Below are 16,353 nucleotides of genomic sequence, written 5' to 3'. Positions count from 1 at the left end.
CAGACAGTTACTTAACAACTAAATCGCCAAAGTATGGGTATTCCATTGCATTTACGATTGGTTTGATATCAATGTTAGATTTCGCGCCCCATGCAAGGTTTTGCCAATGTAGTGGAACAAACGCAGCATCGTTATACAGCGTGTCTTCTACTGTTTTTAGCATTTGGCTACGTTTCGCAGGATCAGTTTCCACATTTGCAGCTTCAACTAAACGGTCAATCTCAGGGTTTGAGTAATGACCACAGTTGTACTGGCCTTTACCTGTCTCTTCATTACGAGTCATTGTTAGGAACTCTGAGAAGTTTGCTGAATCTTCTGTATCTGAGTGCCAACCGATCATCATCATGTCCGCAGAACATAGATCAAACTCTGGCCAGTATTGCGCTTTTGGCAAGGTTTTTAGATCAACCTTAATACCAATTTTTGAAAGCATTGCTGCAGATGCTTGTGCTACTTTTGCATCATTAACGTAACGGTTATTTGGAGCCATCATGCTAAGTTTGAAGCCTTTCTCGTAACCTGCTTCTTTCATTAACTCTTTAGCTTTTTTAAGATCGTAACGTGGTACTAGATCAGCATCATAACCAGAGTAGCCAGATGGACCTTGTTGACCCGCTGCTGTAGCAAAGCCTTTCATGATCTTCTTAACAATACCTTCATTATTGATTGCATGAACGATTGCCTGACGAACACGGACATCTTTAAGTGCTTCATTGCTGTTTTGGTTCATTTGGAAGGTAATGATACGAGTACCTGGTAGCGTAACTAAATCGATACCTTTTGTATTTTTCACTCGTTTGTGATCATTTGGAGCCACTGGAGCGATAATATCTACATCACCAGAAAGTAGAGCTGCAACACGTGTGGCATTTTCTTTGATTGGAACAAGAGTTAATTCATCTACGTTACCTGGAGAATTTTTATCCCAGTAACCATCAAAGCGATCAAAGACAACTTTTACGCCTTGCTCACGAGATTTAACGACAAATGGGCCTGTACCAGAGATGTGCGTTGAAGCGAATGAATTACCGTGTTTTACGATTTCAGACTTATCTTTACCATCTTCTGTTTTACCAGAATAGAACTTACTGTCCATTGGGAAAAGGTAGGTTGCTGTCTGTAAAACTAACGGATAAGCACCTTTAGAAACAAGTTCAACCGTGTAATCATCAATTTTAACTAGTTTTTCATACGGTTCGAAAATCGCTTTAAAATCAGGAGAGTCTTTTAAACGATCAAATGTCCATACGACATCATCAGCCGTCATTTCATTGCCTGAATGAAATTTCACGCCTTTACGTAGATTAAAACGGAAAGTTTTGTCATCAATACGCTCCCACTTTTCAGCAAGACGCGGTTCAAAGTCAAATGACTGCGTATAACGAACTAGGGGATCAAACACCATATGAGAAAGTTGTAGTGTACCGCCAGACAATTGCTCATGTGGATCAAGTGATACTGGATCGGCATCATAAGCAACAGTAATATCTGCTGCTGCTGCACTAAAACTTAGGCCTGCAGCCATAAGCGCGATAGCCAATTTGGTCTTTATGGTTTTCATTGCATAACTCCTTATGCGGGAATATATCCCTAGTTTGTTGTATTTATACTTATTATTTGACGGTTTATACCGCTGTTATATTTTCTCTTAAGCCTTTAAATTCAGGCATAAGTGAAATTAATTGCTTGCTGTATTCATTCTGAGGATTGGTATAAAGATTTTCAGTTGGAGCCACTTCCAGTAGCTTACCCATCTTCATCACACCAACTCGATCACACATTTGACGAATAACAGGTAAATCATGACTGATAAACAACATGGTTAAATTTAACTCACTTTGTAAATCTTTTAATAAGTTGAGGATTTGCGCCTGAACCGATACATCTAATGCAGAGGTTGGTTCATCACAAATTAATAGACGTGGGCGCGTTGCTAATGCACGAGCAATCGAAATACGCTGACGTTGACCACCAGAAAACTCATGCGGATACTTCAATGCCGCCATTCTCCCCAAACCTACATGATCAAGAAGATCATTCACGATCTGTTGCGTTTCAGCTTCTGAGCCTGTTAGCTTATGAAAACGGATAGGTTCTGCGATGATATCGAAGATTTTCATACGCGGATTCATCGAAGTGTATGGGTTTTGGAAAACCATTTGCATTTGACGGCGCATCGGACGACGTTCTTTCTCTGATTTCAATGCGGTCAGGTCAATACCTTCAAAAGTAACCGTTCCTTCATTTGGCGGATATAAACCAGCAATAACACGAGCAATGGTTGATTTACCCGAGCCAGACTCTCCTACAAGGCCAAAAGTTTCGCCTTCATGGATCTCAAAGCTAACATTGTTTGAGGCTTGAACGTATTCACGACGACTTTCAAACATAGAATCTTTCGTCACAAAACGAAGACTAACGTTATCTACTTTTAATAGTGGGCCTGAATATTCACGATGATCTTGGCTTTGTCCTAACCAGTGCGTCTTTACATCGATACATTCATGCTCAACGGCTTCTTCGATGTAACTTACCAATGGAAAGCGATCTAATTTAATATCTGAACGTGGTACTGCAGAAATTAAACTACGAGTATAAGAATGGTCAGGATCTCCTAGTACTTTTTCTGTTTTACCAAACTCGACAAGATCACCACGGAACATTACCGCCACTTTATCTGTAACGTTCGATACCACACCCATATCATGGGTTACTAGCATACAGCCTACATTTTTCTCAATGCAGAGATCTCGGATCAGAGTTAGAATTTGATCTTGAATAGAAACATCAAGTGCCGTCGTTGGTTCATCAGCAATGATGAGGTCCGGTTCGCCAGCCAAAGCGATAGCGATAACTACGCGCTGACGCATACCGCCTGAAAATTGATGTGGGTACTGCTTAAGGCGATTTTCAGGCTGCGGTATACCTACTTGCTTCATTAAAGATAAAGCACGTTCATAGGCTTCTGCAGCTGATACTTTTAAATTCGCGTGAATGGTTTCTGTAATTTGCTGTTCGACAGTAAATAGAGGGTTTAGGGATGTCATTGGATCTTGGAAGATGAATCCGATTTTAGAACCTCTAACTTTACGCATCGCCTCTGTAGATAGGCCAGAGATTTTCTCTCCATCTAGAAAAACCTCTCCGCTAGCAATAACGCCTGGAGGGCTTAATAGATCAATAACAGCATTACCTACTGTTGATTTACCCGCTCCAGATTCACCAACAACCCCTACAATCTCACCACGTTCTATTGAAAACGATAATGATTTAACAGCAGCATGAACTCCATGACGAGATGGGTATTCGATACGTAAATTTTTAACTTCTAAAAGTGACATTATCAGACTCCGACTACTCGGCAGCATCCTGCCCTGTCTGCACATTGATTCCATTCGAAACAGCAAGAAACACTGCAACATGATTAGGACACCAATGTAGTCAATTATTCACATAAAAGCAACAAACAAAGAGTATAAAACTGATATATGTCATTATTCTGCATAAAAAGTCATAAAACAAGCTGTTAACAGAAATCTATGACTAATAATGACAAACACAAGATTCAAATAAAACAGTCAGTTAGTAACAAAAACATAATTAACAACTTAACTTTCAACACCTCAGGATTTAGATAAATAAACATAAATATATTTAACATTTAAAATAACGTTTTAATTGGGGTAAATGATGAAATACAGAGTTTTATGCAAGAGATCCCATAAACAACTAGTGTAAACAATCAAAATAAACATAAAACAAAGTAATAGAAACTTGAGATAAAAAATGAAATTCTAGAATAGATCACCATGTAAAATAGTGATTTTGTGATGAAGGTTAGAATAATATAAAGCAGAAACGAAAAAAGCCTCGTCATTTCTGACGAGGCTTTTAAATGTGGTCGGTGAAGAGGGATTCGAACCCCCGACCCTCTGGTCCCAAACCAGATGCGCTACCAAGCTGCGCTATTCACCGATTTTTTATTTGATTCTTGGGATGTTACTTGAATCAAAAGGGAAACTGTTTTTACAGTTACCAAAAATTAATGGGGTGGCTAACGAGATTCGAACTCGCGACCACCGGAATCACAATCCAGGGCTCTACCAACTGAGCTATAGCCACCACTAACTTTTTATATAACCGCTATTGCGATTATTGAAATAGTGGTCGGTGAAGAGGGATTCGAACCCCCGACCCTCTGGTCCCAAACCAGATGCGCTACCAAGCTGCGCTATTCACCGACAAATTTCGTTTCGATTCTTGGGATGTTTCTTGAATCAAAACTGGAAACCTAATTTACTATGTAAAATCAGTTACCAAAATAATGGGGTGGCTAACGAGATTCGAACTCGCGACCACCGGAATCACAATCCAGGGCTCTACCAACTGAGCTATAGCCACCACTACTTTATTACGTTTTCTGTGCCTTTTAATTTCTATTCCGGATGGCACGCCCGAAAGGATTCGAACCTTCGACCTTTGGCTCCGGAGGCCAACGCTCTATCCAACTGAGCTACGGGCGTATACCCTATCGGCGGAGAAGAATAATACGGATCTGAGTCACCTTCGTCTAGTGTTTTTTTTACTTTTTTTATCGTTTGGTCTCTTTTTCGACAATTCCTTGCTATTTATCCTCATTTTCTTTGGGTCTAGTGGTTTATTGCAACAATTTAAGCAGATATAATCACTCAATATTTACACGAGATTAACGCGACTCTTTTTCTAAGTACGTTTTTTACCTCGGTAAATACAATAAAATGGGCTTTAGCCAATAATAATAACTGGGAGTGTAAAGTGAGCTTTATGGAAAAATCTATTCGTAACATCATTATTGCAACGGTTGCTGCATTAACTTTTTCAACTACCTCTTTTGCAGCAGGTAATTCTGACGATGCAATTGCTGAACGAATTAAGCCCGTTGGCCAAGTTTATCTAGCAAGTGATGTCGCTGTTGTAGAAGAACCAACAGGACCTCGTTCAGGAGATCAGGTTTACAATACTTTTTGTATTGCTTGTCACTCTACTGGTGCGGCTGGGGCTCCAAAAACACAAAATGCAGCAGATTGGGCTCCTCGTATCGCGAAAGGTATGGATGTACTAAACAATCATGCATTAAATGGCTTTAATGCTATGCCAGCTCGTGGTTCTTGTATGGACTGTTCTGATGATGAAGTACTTGCAGCGGTTGAGCATCTTATTAAAGGACTATAATTTAATTATTATCTCCCTTTAACTCAATCATAAAAAATGCCCACTGTATTATCAGTGGGCATTTTTATATCTGTTTACTTCTTCAGCATGGCTCTAAGGTTAGCAATGTTGGCTTTCCCTCTTTCCATCCTTTCTTCTTGAGTGGGTTTTGGCTTTTTCATTTCCCAATCCAGATCATCATGTGGCAGCTCTTCAAGAAAACGACTTGGCTCAGGACGAATTAACTCTCCATACTGACGACGCTCTTTACATAGGGTAAACGTCAGCTCTTTTTGTGCTCGTGTTATTCCTACATAAGTCAAACGACGCTCTTCTTCTACATTATCTTCATCAATGCTCACTTGGTGAGGTAAAATCCCCTCTTCTGCACCAATCAAGTAAACATAAGGGAACTCTAAGCCTTTTGAAGCATGCAAGGTCATTAACTGAACCTGATCTGCACCGTCCTCATCTTCTCCTCGCTCCATCATGTCACGCAAAGTAAGACGCTGAACCACTTCTTTTAATGTCTTTTCTTCTTTGTCATAGTTATCACCCTCAAGATCAGCAACAATCCATGAATATAAGTCCGAGACATTTTTCATTCTCATCTCTGCCGCTTTTGAACTGGTAGATGTTTCATATAACCAATCTTCGTAATGAATATCTTTCACTAACGAACGAACCGCTTCAACCGTGTTACCACGCTCAGCGTTTTCTGAAATAGACACAACCCAATGGGAGAAACGGCGTAAAGATTCTAGCCCTCGTCCCGACAGAGTTTGCTCTAATCCCATTTCAAAACTGGCTTCAAATAAACTTTTACCACGCATATTGGCATAGGTACCGAGCTTTTCTAATGTTACAGGGCCTATTTCACGGCGCGGAGTGTTCACTACACGTAAAAAGGCATTGTCATCATCAGGATTTGTCAGCAATCGAAGATAAGCCATGATGTCTTTTATTTCAGCACGGGAGAAGAACGATGTCCCTCCGGAGATCTTATAAGGTACTCGGTTTTGCATCAGTGATTTTTCAATCAAACGAGATTGATGATTACCGCGGTATAACACGGCGTAATCTTTATAATCTGTTCGGTTTAAAAAGCGATGGGCAATGATCTCTCCGACAACTCGCTCTGCTTCATGCTCATCATCTTTTGCTGTTAGTACCTTAATTTGCTCACCGTCTGGAATTTCTGAAAACAGACGCTTTTCAAATACGTGAGGATTATTGGCAATCAATATATTAGCCGCACGTAAAATTCGACTGGTCGAACGGTAATTCTGCTCTAGTTTTATCACTCGTAAAGCAGGGTAGTCTTCACTCAGCAGTACAAGGTTTTGAGGTTTTGCCCCACGCCATGAGTAAATAGACTGATCATCATCACCCACCACGGTTAACCGCCCTCTTTCACCAACTAATAGCTTAACTAACTCATATTGGCTGGTGTTCGTATCTTGGTATTCATCCACTAAAAGATAGCGGATCTTCATCTGCCAACGTTCACGTACGTCTTGATTGTTGCGGAGTAATAATACCGGCAATGAAATAAGATCATCAAAATCAAGGGCGTTATAGGCTTTCATTTGAGTAAGATACATTTCATAACAAAAGGCGAATAGCTGATCTTGCTCAGAGCGAGCAAAGCCTTTGACTTGGGCTGGTGTCAGCATCTCATTTTTCCAGTTTGAGATACTGCTCAATAACTGACGTAATAAATCTTTATCACCATCGATCTGCTTTTCTGTTAATTCCTTTAGTAAAGCGAGCTGGTCCTGATCATCAAATAAAGAGAAACCCGCTTTTAACCCTAATACTTTGTACTCTCGACGAATAATATCCAGACCTAACGAGTGAAAAGTAGAGACCATTAAACCACGAGACTCTTGCTTATTCAGTGTTTGCCCTACACGCTCTTTCATTTCACGAGCGGCTTTATTGGTGAATGTCACAGCGGCAATATTTCTGGCTTTATAGCCACATTGCTGTACGAGGTAAGCTATTTTGTTGGTGATCACACGAGTCTTACCAGACCCTGCACCTGCCAATACTAAACATGGTCCAGAGACAAACTTTACTGCTTCATCTTGCTGTGGATTGAGTCTCATGAATCACCTATAAAATCGATAATGAATATTTGTGTCTATAATAAAGCTGTCGATGATGGAATACCATGTAAACCATCGATGAAAAATTGTGATCTTTACGTTTCTTGACACAAAAATAGATTACATTTTATTCATCGTAGCCTAAAATAATGAATGAACGTTCATTCATTTCATAAGGACCAATTTATGAAGGAAAAGCGTCAGCTCATTCTTGAATCTGCTGAGCAATTATTAGCTACCGATGGATTTCGTGGCTTGTCTATGCAAAAAGTAGCGAATCAAGCAGGCGTTGCTGCCGGCACGATATATCGCTACTTTGATGATAAAGAAGCCTTAATCGAAGAAATAAAACTGAATATCATGCAACGTGTTGCATTTGCCATCCAAGAGAATGTGCAAGATTCAGATCCAATTAAAGTTCGATTTCGTACTATGTGGTTAAACATTTGGTACTTTGCTATTTCAGAGAAGAATACTTTTTTGAATCGTAATCAATACGACTCTCTCCCTTCTACTGACCTAGTGAAATTTAAGGAACTAGAGGAGAAAATGTTTGCCCAAGTAAATCAACTCTTTGTCGATGGACTTGAACAAGGTGTATTTAAACCTCTTAGCGTAGAAATATTAACTGGCCTTAGCTTAGAAGCGAGTGTTTGTTTAGCTCGAAAACATGCTCAAGGTTTTTTTACTTTAACAAACGATGATCTCGATGCGGCAATTGAAGCCAGTTGGGACGCTATTATTAAACACTAATTTGGAGTTCTAATCAGAATGAAAAAGTGGACTTTCTTTATGTTACTTCTTGCACTACTTCTTTTCGGTAGTGTGATTGGTTTTAACATGTTTAAACAACAAAAAATCGCTGAATATATGGCTAACCGACCAGAACCTGAATTCCCTGTTACGGTTGAAACCATTGCCTCATCTCATTGGACTCCAACCATTGAAGCTATTGGTTTTATTGAACCTAACCAAGGCGTTACATTAACAACTGAAGTTAACGGTATTATTGATAAAATTTCATTTGATTCTGGTAGCCAAGTAAAAAAAGGCCAAGTATTGGTTTCTCTTGATTCTAAAGTAGAAAAAGCTAACTTGAAGAGTACTCAAGCTCGCTTGCCTGCAGCGGAAGCAAAATATAAGCGTTATAAGGGCCTATATAAGAAAGGTTCTATTTCAAAAGAAGCATACGATGAAGCTGAAGCAAACTACTTCTCTCTTGCTGCTGATATTGAAGGAATGAAAGCATCTATCGATCGTCGTGAGATCAAAGCACCTTTCAGTGGTGTTATCGGTATTCGTAATGTTTACCTAGGTCAATACCTACAACCAAGCACTGATATCGTTCGTCTAGAAGATACAAGTGTAATGCGCTTACGCTTTACTGTTCCTCAAACTGATATCTCGCGCATCAATATTGGACAAGAAATCGATATCTCAATTGATTCTTACCCTGCGGACATCTTCAAAGGTTCTATTAGCGCTATTGAACCTGCAGTAAATATCCAAAGTGGCTTGATCGAGGTTCAAGCTGATATCCCTAATAATGGTGGAAAATTACGTAGCGGCATGTTCGCTCGTGCTGAAATCATTCTACCGACATTAGAAAACCAAGTTGTTATTCCTCAAACATCAATCACCTATACTCTTTATGGTGATAATGTTTATCTTGTTACAGAAAAAGATGGTGTAAAACGCGTTCAACAACATGTTGTGAAAGTAGGTGAGCGCTCAGAAGCGATTGCTCATATCCTTGAAGGTGTTAAAGCTGGCGATATGGTGGTAACCACAGGTCAGGTTCGTCTAAGTAATGATGCGAAAGTTCGCATTGTGGAAAGCGATGCAACAACACCACCTGCTGAAACACCAATGCTGTAATCGGAGGAACTATGCGCTTTACTGATGTTTTTATTAAACGTCCAGTTTTAGCGGTATCAATCAGCTTTTTGATTGCTTTGCTTGGGATTCAAGCAATTTTCAAAATGCAGGTTCGTGAATACCCTGAAATGACGAATACCGTTGTAACGGTAACAACTAGCTACTACGGGGCGAGTGCTGACCTTATCCAAGGTTTTATTACTCAACCCTTAGAGCAAGCCGTGGCTCAAGCCGATAATATCGACTTTATGACGTCACAATCAGTAATGGGTAAATCTACCATTACTGTAACAATGAAGTTGAATACTGACCCAAATGCAGCCTTGTCTGATATTTTGGCTAAGACAAACTCTGTTCGCTCTCAGTTACCAAAAGAATCTGAAGATCCGACAGTAACCATGTCTACAGGCTCAACAACTGCGGTACTTTATATTGGCTTTACTAGTGATGAATTAGTATCAAGTCAGATTACCGACTACTTAGAGCGAGTGATTAACCCTCAGTTATTCACTGTTAATGGTGTTTCAAAAGTAGATCTTTACGGTGGTATGAAATACGCGTTACGTATCTGGTTAGATCCAGCACGTATGGCTGCTATAGATATGACTGCAACTGATGTTATGGGCGTGCTAAGCGCGAATAACTTCCAATCAGCAGCAGGTCAAGCTACCGGTGAGTTTGTTCTTTATAACGGCAGTGCTGATACTCAAGTATCTAATGTTGAAGAACTAGAAAATCTTGTTATCAGAACGACTAATGGGGAAATTGTTCGCCTAAGTGATATTGCGAAAGTCTCTCTTGAAAAAAGCCATGATGTCTATCGAGCAAGTGCGAATGGTAAGGAAGCCGTTGTTGCTGCAATCAATGCTGCACCAAGTGCGAACCCAATTAACATTGCCTCTGATGTTCTTGCGTTGTTGCCTCAGTTAGAGAAGAACTTACCAACGAATATCAAGATGAACATCATGTATGACTCTACGATTGCGATCAACGAGTCTATTCATGAAGTAATCAAAACCATCATTGAAGCTGCATTAATCGTACTGGTTGTAATTACCTTATTCTTAGGTTCATTCCGAGCGGTAATCATTCCAATCGTTACTATTCCATTATCACTTGTTGGTGTGGCAATGGTTATGCAGGCGATGGGGTTCTCATGGAACTTAATGACACTACTCGCAATGGTACTCGCCATCGGCTTAGTAGTAGATGATGCTATCGTTGTTTTAGAAAACGTCGACCGTCATATTAAGTTAGGTGAAACACCTTTCCGAGCAGCGATTATAGGTACTCGTGAAATTGCGGTTCCTGTTATTGCTATGACATTAACGCTTGGTGCGGTATATGCTCCAATTGCAATGATGGGTGGTATTACCGGTTCTCTATTTAAAGAGTTTGCCTTAACCCTAGCTGGTGCCGTATTTGTTTCCGGTATCGTAGCATTAACACTATCTCCAATGATGTGTTCAAAAATGCTCGTTGCAAATGAAGAACCAAATCGTTTTGAGAAAAAAGTACACCATATCTTAGATAATATGAGTGATCGTTATGAGCGTATGCTAAATGCCATCATGACTCGTCGCCCTGTGATTATTGGTTTTGCTGTAATTGTTTTTGCTACTCTTCCGCTTCTGTTTAAGTTTATTCCAAGTGAACTTGCCCCATCAGAAGATAAGGGTGTAATCATGTTGATGGGTACCGCGCCTTCAACTGCAAACCTTGATTACATGCAAAACACTATGAATGATGTAAATAAGATCCTATCAAATCAACCAGAAGTTGCATTTGCACAAGTATTTACCGGTGTACCTAATGCGAACCAAGCCTTTGGTATTGCATCAATGGTTCCTTGGAGCCAACGAACAACAAGCCAAGCTGAGGTTGCTAAACGTGTTGGTGAACTAGTTAAAGATGTACCAGGAATGGCAGTAACGGCTTTCCAAATGCCTGAACTTCCAGGGGCTGGCTCTGGTCTTCCAATTCAATTTGTTATTACGACACCAAATAGCTTTGAAAGCTTGTTCCAAATAGCAACCGAAGTACTGACTAGTGTTAAAGGTAGCCCACTGTTTGTCTATTCTGATCTTGATTTGAATTTTGATTCAGCAACAATGAAAATCAATATAGATAAAGATAAAGCAGGCGCTTACGGTATTACCATGCAAGATATTGGTATTACACTAAGTACGATGATGGCTGATGGCTACGTAAACCGTATTGATCTTAGCGGACGTTCATATGAGGTTATTCCTCAAGTAGAACGTAAGTTCCGTCTAAACCCTGAATCAATGAATCACTATTACGTTCGTTCAACCAGTGGTGAAGCTGTTCCTCTAGGAAGCCTAATATCTATAGATGTTGTTGCTGAACCTAGATCACTGCCTCACTTCAACCAATTGAACTCAGCGACTATTGGTGCAGTACCATCACCAGGTGTTGCTATGGGTGATGCGATTATATGGTTTGAAGACTTAGCAACGAGTACATTACCAAGTGGTTATAGCCATGACTATATGGGTGAAGCTCGTCAGTACGTAACTGAGGGTAGTGCTCTATATGCTACGTTTGGTTTAGCACTCGCTATCATTTTCTTGGTTCTTGCTATTCAATTTGAATCAGTACGAGATCCATTAGTAATCATGGTATCTGTTCCGCTAGCAATTTGTGGTGCTTTAATCGCTCTTGCTTGGGGCGCTGCAACAATGAATATCTACTCTCAAGTTGGTTTGATCACGCTTGTAGGCTTGATTACTAAGCATGGTATTCTTATTTGTGAAGTAGCAAAAGAAGAACAACTTCATCACCTCAAGAATCGCATGGAAGCCGTAACCGAAGCTGCTAAAGTTCGTCTACGTCCTATCCTAATGACGACTGCTGCGATGATTGCAGGTCTTGTACCTCTAATGTATGCAAGTGGTGCAGGTGCGGCTCAACGCTTTAGTATTGGTATTGTAATCGTAGCTGGTCTAGCGATTGGTACGTTATTTACACTGTTCGTACTGCCTGTAATTTATAGTTACTTAGCAAGTGAACACAAACCATTACCTGTTTTTGAAGAAGGTAAAGAGATTAAAGAATCTTAATGGTTAATTGTTATTAAAGGCTACTTCGGTAGCCTTTTTTTTATTTCGATAGCGACAATTGGCAAGGCTTTACTTAGAATAAAGAAAATATTCAATTAAGGGTAAATGATGTTTGATCCAAAGAAACTAGAACAAGTAGCAAAACAAATTCATGACTCAATGCCTCAACCAGTAAAAGAGCTAGGTACTGATGTTGAGCAAAAAGTTCGCCAAGTTATCCAAGGCCAATTAAATAAGCTCGATGTTGTAGGTAGAGAGGAATTTGATGTTCAAACTCAAGTTCTGTTACGCACTCGCCAAAAACTAACGGCAATGGAACAAAAACTGGCTGAATTAGAAGAGAAACTATCAGAAAAGTAATACAATCACAGTAAGTAAGTGAGCAGAAATAACGCAGGAAAATGCTTGAGAACAAGACGAAATTTTTTGATAAGTAGTTATTCTACAATCAAAAATTTCAACGCAGTTATCGAGCATTTTAACCAGCTAGGATGATCAGTTATTTACTACGATTGGTATAACTCGATAGAAACATAATTTACGCATAAAAAAATGGCTTAACCATCACTGGTTAAGCCATTTTTATATTCATTTGGTATTAATTAGCCACCAACGGCAATACGCTTCATATCACTCATATAGCTACGTAGCTCTTCACCGATATATTCTACTGGGTGGTTACGAATTGCTTCATTAACAGCGATTAACGTTGCATTATCAACTTGATTTGATGTTTCACCCAAGCCACGGCCAATTACGTTAGTCTCAACTGATGTCATAAACTTCTCACGAAGTAGTGGCGTTGCTACATTAGCAAATAAATAGTTACCATATTCAGCCGTATCAGAAATTACTACATTCATTTCATACAAACGCTTACGAGCAACTGTATTTGCAATTAGCGGTAGCTCATGCAGTGATTCGTAGTATGCAGATTCATCAACAATACCTGATGAAGTCATTGCTTCAAAGGCTAATTCAACACCAGCACGAACCATAGCAACAAGTAGAATACCGTTATCAAAATATTCTTGCTCTGAAATCTCTACGTCTGACTCAGGGTAATTTTCAAATGCAGTTTGACCTGTCTCTTCACGCCAGCCTAATAGATTCACATCATCATTAGCCCAATCAGCCATCATTGTACGAGAAAATTCACCTTGAATAATGTCATCCATATGTTTGTTATATAGAGGACGCATTAATTCTTTTAGCTCTTCAGATAGTTCGAATGCCTTCACTTTTGCAGGATTAGATAGACGATCCATCATGTGAGTAACACCACCGAACTTAAGTGCTTCGGTAATTGTTTCCCAACCAAACTGTAGCAATTTACCGGCATAACCAGGTTCAATGCCATCAGCGATCATTTTCTCATAAGATACAATTGAACCCGCTTGTAGCATGCCACAAAGGATTGTTTGCTCACCCATTAAATCAGATTTAACTTCAGCGACGAAAGAAGACTCAAGACAACCAGCTCTGTGACCACCAGTACCTGCAGCCCATGCTTTTGCAATATCCCAGCCTTCACCTTTTGGATCATTTTCAGGGTGAACAGCTATCAATGTAGGTACACCAAAACCACGCTTATATTCTTCACGTACTTCTGTACCAGGACATTTAGGAGCGACCATAACAACCGTTATATCTTTACGGATCTGCATCCCTTCTTCTACAACATTAAAGCCATGAGAGTAACCTAGTGCAGCGCCTTCTTTCATTAGTGGCATTACCGTTTCAACAACATTTGTATGTTGTTTATCTGGCGTCAGGTTAACAACAAGATCTGCTTGAGGGATTAGTTTTTCATAGCTAGCAACTTCAAAGCCATTTTCTTTGGCATTTTTATACGACTGACGTTGTTCATCAATCGCAGCTTGACGTAGCGCATATGCTACATCTAAGCCTGAGTCACGCATATTAAGACCTTGATTAAGACCTTGAGCACCACAACCTACAATAACCACCTTCTTTCCTTTAAGGTAATCAGCTTCTGTTGCAAATTCCTCACGGTCCATAAAGCGACAACGACCAAGTTGATCCAACTGCTCGCGTAAATTCAGTGTGTTAAAGTAATTAGCCATGATAAAACTCCATAAATATCATTTAATCCATTAGGATGATCTTGTGTATAAAAAGATAATAACGAAAGATTAACATTGTCAAAAGTGATATATTAGCAATACATGATTGCAATATAGGCAACATAAATGAACATAAAACTTCTACAAACTTTCCTACATCTTTGTGAAAGTCATAGCTTTACTCAAACATCAAAAGCGATGCATTTAAGTCCCTCAGCTTTAAGCCGACAAATTCAAAAACTAGAAGATGACGTTGGACATCCACTTTTTATTAGAGATAATCGAAGTGTTGAACTAACAACGGCGGCTAAGCAACTTATACCTATAGCCTTGAATATATGTGCGGAATGGAGTGGTTACAAAGCAAGCTCTAATACTGTGAATAATACACTTAAGGGTCAGCTTAATTTATTTTGCTCAGTGACGGCAAGCTACAGTCATTTACCTCAATTATTAAACGACTTTAAAGTTAACTATCCCCATATAGACATTAAACTATCTACCGGTGATCCAGCTCAAGCGATCAATAAGATTGAAACATCAGAAGTCGATATTGCAATATCAGCTCTTCCAGAAACCCTATCAAATAAACTCGCCTTTGAAATTATCAGTGAAATTCCACTTTCGATCATTGCTCCAATTGGTAGCAATCACTTCATCAGTGAAATTAATAAAGAAAATACAAATTGGAAGTCATTGCCTTTTATTTTGCCTGAATCAGGGACTGCGAGGAATAGAGCGAATCAATGGTTTAAGGAGCAGAAAATCAAACCCACAATTTACGCTCAAGTATCAGGGCATGAAGCAATTGTTAGTATGGTGGCGTTAGGCTGCGGTATAGGTATTGCTCCAGACGTAGTAATCAATAACAGCCCAGTTAAAGACAAAGTTCAACGCCTAAATATATCGCCTATAGCGCCTTTTAAATTAGGATTATGTTGTAAAAAATCAAAACTAAACGACTCTGTCATTCAGGCTCTTTGGCAAGTCGCAGAAAATACATTTATTTAGCGATTAAAACGAAAAAAGGCTTCCCAATGGGAAGCCTTTTAAAATTTGAGCCTAGCGATGTCCTACTCTCACATGGGGAAACCCCACACTACCATCGGCGCTATTATGTTTCACTTCTGAGTTCGGCATGGGATCAGGTGGGTCCATAATGCTATGGTCGCTAAGCAAAATCTGTCAGTAAATGGTGCTGATACCCAGACTCGAACTGGGGACCTCACCCTTACCAAGGGTGCGCTCTACCGGGCTGAGCTATATCAGCAATAAACTATTTACTTTTGTAATCGAAAAAAAGCCATCCTTTGGATGGCTTTTTAAAATTCAAGCCTGGCGATGTCCTACTCTCACATGGGGAAACCCCACACTACCATCGGCGCTATTACGTTTCACTTCTGAGTTCGGCATGGGATCAGGTGGGTCCATAACGCTATGGTCGCCAAGCAAATTCTTTCTATCTACCTCAATAAGAGATAAATAATAATCTGGAAAGCTGTGTATGCGTTCTTAATCACATTCAATATCGTTCTTGCAACTTCAAATCCGTTCAAAACCCCTTGGGTGTTGTATGGTTAAGCCTCACGGGCAATTAGTACAGGTTAGCTCAATGCCTCGCAGCACTTACACACCCTGCCTATCAACGTCGTAGTCTTCAACAACCCTTTAGGATACTTAAAGTATCAGGGATGACTCATCTCAAGGCTCGCTTCACGCTTAGATGCTTTCAGCGTTTATCGATCCCGAACTTAGCTACCGGGCAATGCTACTGGCGTAACAACCCGAACACCAGAGGTTCGTCCACTCCGGTCCTCTCGTACTAGGAGCAGCCCCTTTCAATCATCCAACGCCCACGGCAGATAGGGACCGAACTGTCTCACGACGTTCTAAACCCAGCTCGCGTACCACTTTAAATGGCGAACAGCCATACCCTTGGGACCGACTTCAGCCCCAGGATGTGATGAGCCGACTTCCAGGTGCCAAACACCGCCTTCCATATGA

General features: G+C 40.0%; 10 protein-coding genes, 6 tRNA genes and 3 rRNA genes. 6 read left to right on the top strand and 13 right to left on the bottom strand.

Annotation, left to right across the window (positions count from 1 at the left end; all coding sequences use genetic code 11):
- Positions 1-7: 7 nt before the first annotated feature.
- The 7 genes from ED622_RS18100 to ED622_RS18070 form a co-directional block, all read right to left on the bottom strand.
- Positions 8-1,561 carry an ABC transporter substrate-binding protein gene (locus tag ED622_RS18100; protein WP_122036457.1) on the bottom strand — a complete coding sequence of 518 codons (1,554 nt, stop codon included), beginning with the start codon at positions 1,559-1,561 and terminating at the stop codon, positions 8-10.
- A gap of 64 nt (positions 1,562-1,625) precedes the next feature.
- A complete protein-coding gene (locus ED622_RS18095; protein ID WP_122036456.1) occupies positions 1,626-3,341 on the bottom strand; it encodes an ABC transporter ATP-binding protein in 1,716 nt (571 codons plus the stop codon).
- Positions 3,342-3,898: 557 nt separating this feature from the next.
- Positions 3,899-3,975 (bottom strand) — tRNA-Pro (locus ED622_RS18090).
- A 71-nt stretch (positions 3,976-4,046) separates the two neighbouring features.
- Positions 4,047-4,122, bottom strand: a tRNA-His gene (locus ED622_RS18085).
- Between the two features lie 42 nt (positions 4,123-4,164).
- Positions 4,165-4,241 (bottom strand) — tRNA-Pro (locus ED622_RS18080).
- A gap of 84 nt (positions 4,242-4,325) precedes the next feature.
- A tRNA-His gene (locus ED622_RS18075) sits at positions 4,326-4,401 on the bottom strand.
- A gap of 45 nt (positions 4,402-4,446) precedes the next feature.
- A tRNA-Arg gene (locus ED622_RS18070) sits at positions 4,447-4,523 on the bottom strand.
- A 280-nt stretch (positions 4,524-4,803) separates the two neighbouring features.
- Here ED622_RS18070 and ED622_RS18065 point away from each other — a divergent pair.
- Positions 4,804-5,211 (top strand): cytochrome c5 family protein, encoded by a 408-nt coding sequence (locus ED622_RS18065; protein ID WP_122036455.1) that lies wholly within the window; start codon positions 4,804-4,806, stop codon positions 5,209-5,211.
- A 74-nt stretch (positions 5,212-5,285) separates the two neighbouring features.
- Here the strand turns inward: ED622_RS18065 and rep are convergent, their stop codons facing one another.
- Entirely contained in the window at positions 5,286-7,301 is a 2,016-nt protein-coding gene (rep, locus tag ED622_RS18060) for a DNA helicase Rep (protein WP_045103191.1), read from the bottom strand.
- A gap of 186 nt (positions 7,302-7,487) precedes the next feature.
- Here rep and ED622_RS18055 point away from each other — a divergent pair, with 186 nt between their 5' ends.
- From ED622_RS18055 to ED622_RS18040, 4 genes are all read left to right on the top strand, one after another.
- Positions 7,488-8,054, top strand: a complete 567-nt coding sequence (locus ED622_RS18055) for a TetR/AcrR family transcriptional regulator (protein WP_080889822.1) — start codon at positions 7,488-7,490, stop codon at positions 8,052-8,054.
- An 18-nt stretch (positions 8,055-8,072) separates the two neighbouring features.
- A complete protein-coding gene (locus tag ED622_RS18050) occupies positions 8,073-9,179 on the top strand; it encodes an efflux RND transporter periplasmic adaptor subunit (protein ID WP_045103193.1) in 1,107 nt (368 codons plus the stop codon).
- 11 nt (positions 9,180-9,190) lie between these two features.
- Positions 9,191-12,262, top strand: coding sequence for a multidrug efflux RND transporter permease subunit (locus tag ED622_RS18045; RefSeq protein WP_045103194.1), 3,072 nt, complete (start codon positions 9,191-9,193; stop codon positions 12,260-12,262).
- Between the two features lie 108 nt (positions 12,263-12,370).
- Positions 12,371-12,622, top strand: coding sequence for an accessory factor UbiK family protein (locus ED622_RS18040; RefSeq protein ID WP_045103195.1), 252 nt, complete (start codon positions 12,371-12,373; stop codon positions 12,620-12,622).
- Between the two features lie 242 nt (positions 12,623-12,864).
- On the opposite strand, the gene ilvC is transcribed toward ED622_RS18040, so the two are convergent.
- Positions 12,865-14,349: a ketol-acid reductoisomerase gene (gene ilvC / locus ED622_RS18035; protein ID WP_122036454.1), complete on the bottom strand. Its 1,485-nt coding sequence runs from the start codon at positions 14,347-14,349 to the stop codon at positions 12,865-12,867.
- 126 nt (positions 14,350-14,475) lie between these two features.
- Here ilvC and ilvY point away from each other — a divergent pair, with 126 nt between their 5' ends.
- A complete protein-coding gene (gene ilvY, locus ED622_RS18030; protein ID WP_122036453.1) occupies positions 14,476-15,360 on the top strand; it encodes an HTH-type transcriptional activator IlvY in 885 nt (294 codons plus the stop codon).
- A gap of 49 nt (positions 15,361-15,409) precedes the next feature.
- Here ilvY and rrf (ED622_RS18025) read toward each other — a convergent pair.
- The 4 genes from rrf (ED622_RS18025) to ED622_RS18010 form a co-directional block, all read right to left on the bottom strand.
- Positions 15,410-15,525, bottom strand: a 5S ribosomal RNA gene (gene rrf, locus ED622_RS18025).
- 17 nt (positions 15,526-15,542) lie between these two features.
- Positions 15,543-15,619, bottom strand: a tRNA-Thr gene (locus ED622_RS18020).
- Positions 15,620-15,682: 63 nt separating this feature from the next.
- Positions 15,683-15,798 (bottom strand): 5S ribosomal RNA (gene rrf, locus ED622_RS18015).
- Positions 15,799-15,922: 124 nt separating this feature from the next.
- Positions 15,923-16,353: ribosomal RNA gene (locus ED622_RS18010) — 23S ribosomal RNA — on the bottom strand; the annotation flags it as partial.

The organism is Aliivibrio sp. EL58, assembly GCF_900312675.1.
Taxonomy (GTDB): domain Bacteria; phylum Pseudomonadota; class Gammaproteobacteria; order Enterobacterales; family Vibrionaceae; genus Aliivibrio.
This window is presented reverse-complemented; position numbering and strand designations above follow the sequence as displayed.

What these genes read in the sequence shown, in the direction of transcription:
- ED622_RS18100 (WP_122036457.1), bottom strand. Translation starts at nt 1,561, where the DNA reads ATGAAAACCATAAAGACCAAATTGGCTATCGCGCTTATGGCTGCAGGC.
- ED622_RS18095 (WP_122036456.1), bottom strand. Translation starts at nt 3,341, where the DNA reads ATGTCACTTTTAGAAGTTAAAAATTTACGTATCGAATACCCATCTCGT.
- ED622_RS18065 (WP_122036455.1), top strand. Translation starts at nt 4,804, where the DNA reads ATGGAAAAATCTATTCGTAACATCATTATTGCAACGGTTGCTGCATTA.
- rep (WP_045103191.1), bottom strand. Translation starts at nt 7,301, where the DNA reads ATGAGACTCAATCCACAGCAAGATGAAGCAGTAAAGTTTGTCTCTGGA.
- ED622_RS18055 (WP_080889822.1), top strand. Translation starts at nt 7,488, where the DNA reads ATGAAGGAAAAGCGTCAGCTCATTCTTGAATCTGCTGAGCAATTATTA.
- ED622_RS18050 (WP_045103193.1), top strand. Translation starts at nt 8,073, where the DNA reads ATGAAAAAGTGGACTTTCTTTATGTTACTTCTTGCACTACTTCTTTTC.
- ED622_RS18045 (WP_045103194.1), top strand. Translation starts at nt 9,191, where the DNA reads ATGCGCTTTACTGATGTTTTTATTAAACGTCCAGTTTTAGCGGTATCA.
- ED622_RS18040 (WP_045103195.1), top strand. Translation starts at nt 12,371, where the DNA reads ATGTTTGATCCAAAGAAACTAGAACAAGTAGCAAAACAAATTCATGAC.
- ilvC (WP_122036454.1), bottom strand. Translation starts at nt 14,349, where the DNA reads ATGGCTAATTACTTTAACACACTGAATTTACGCGAGCAGTTGGATCAA.
- ilvY (WP_122036453.1), top strand. Translation starts at nt 14,476, where the DNA reads ATGAACATAAAACTTCTACAAACTTTCCTACATCTTTGTGAAAGTCAT.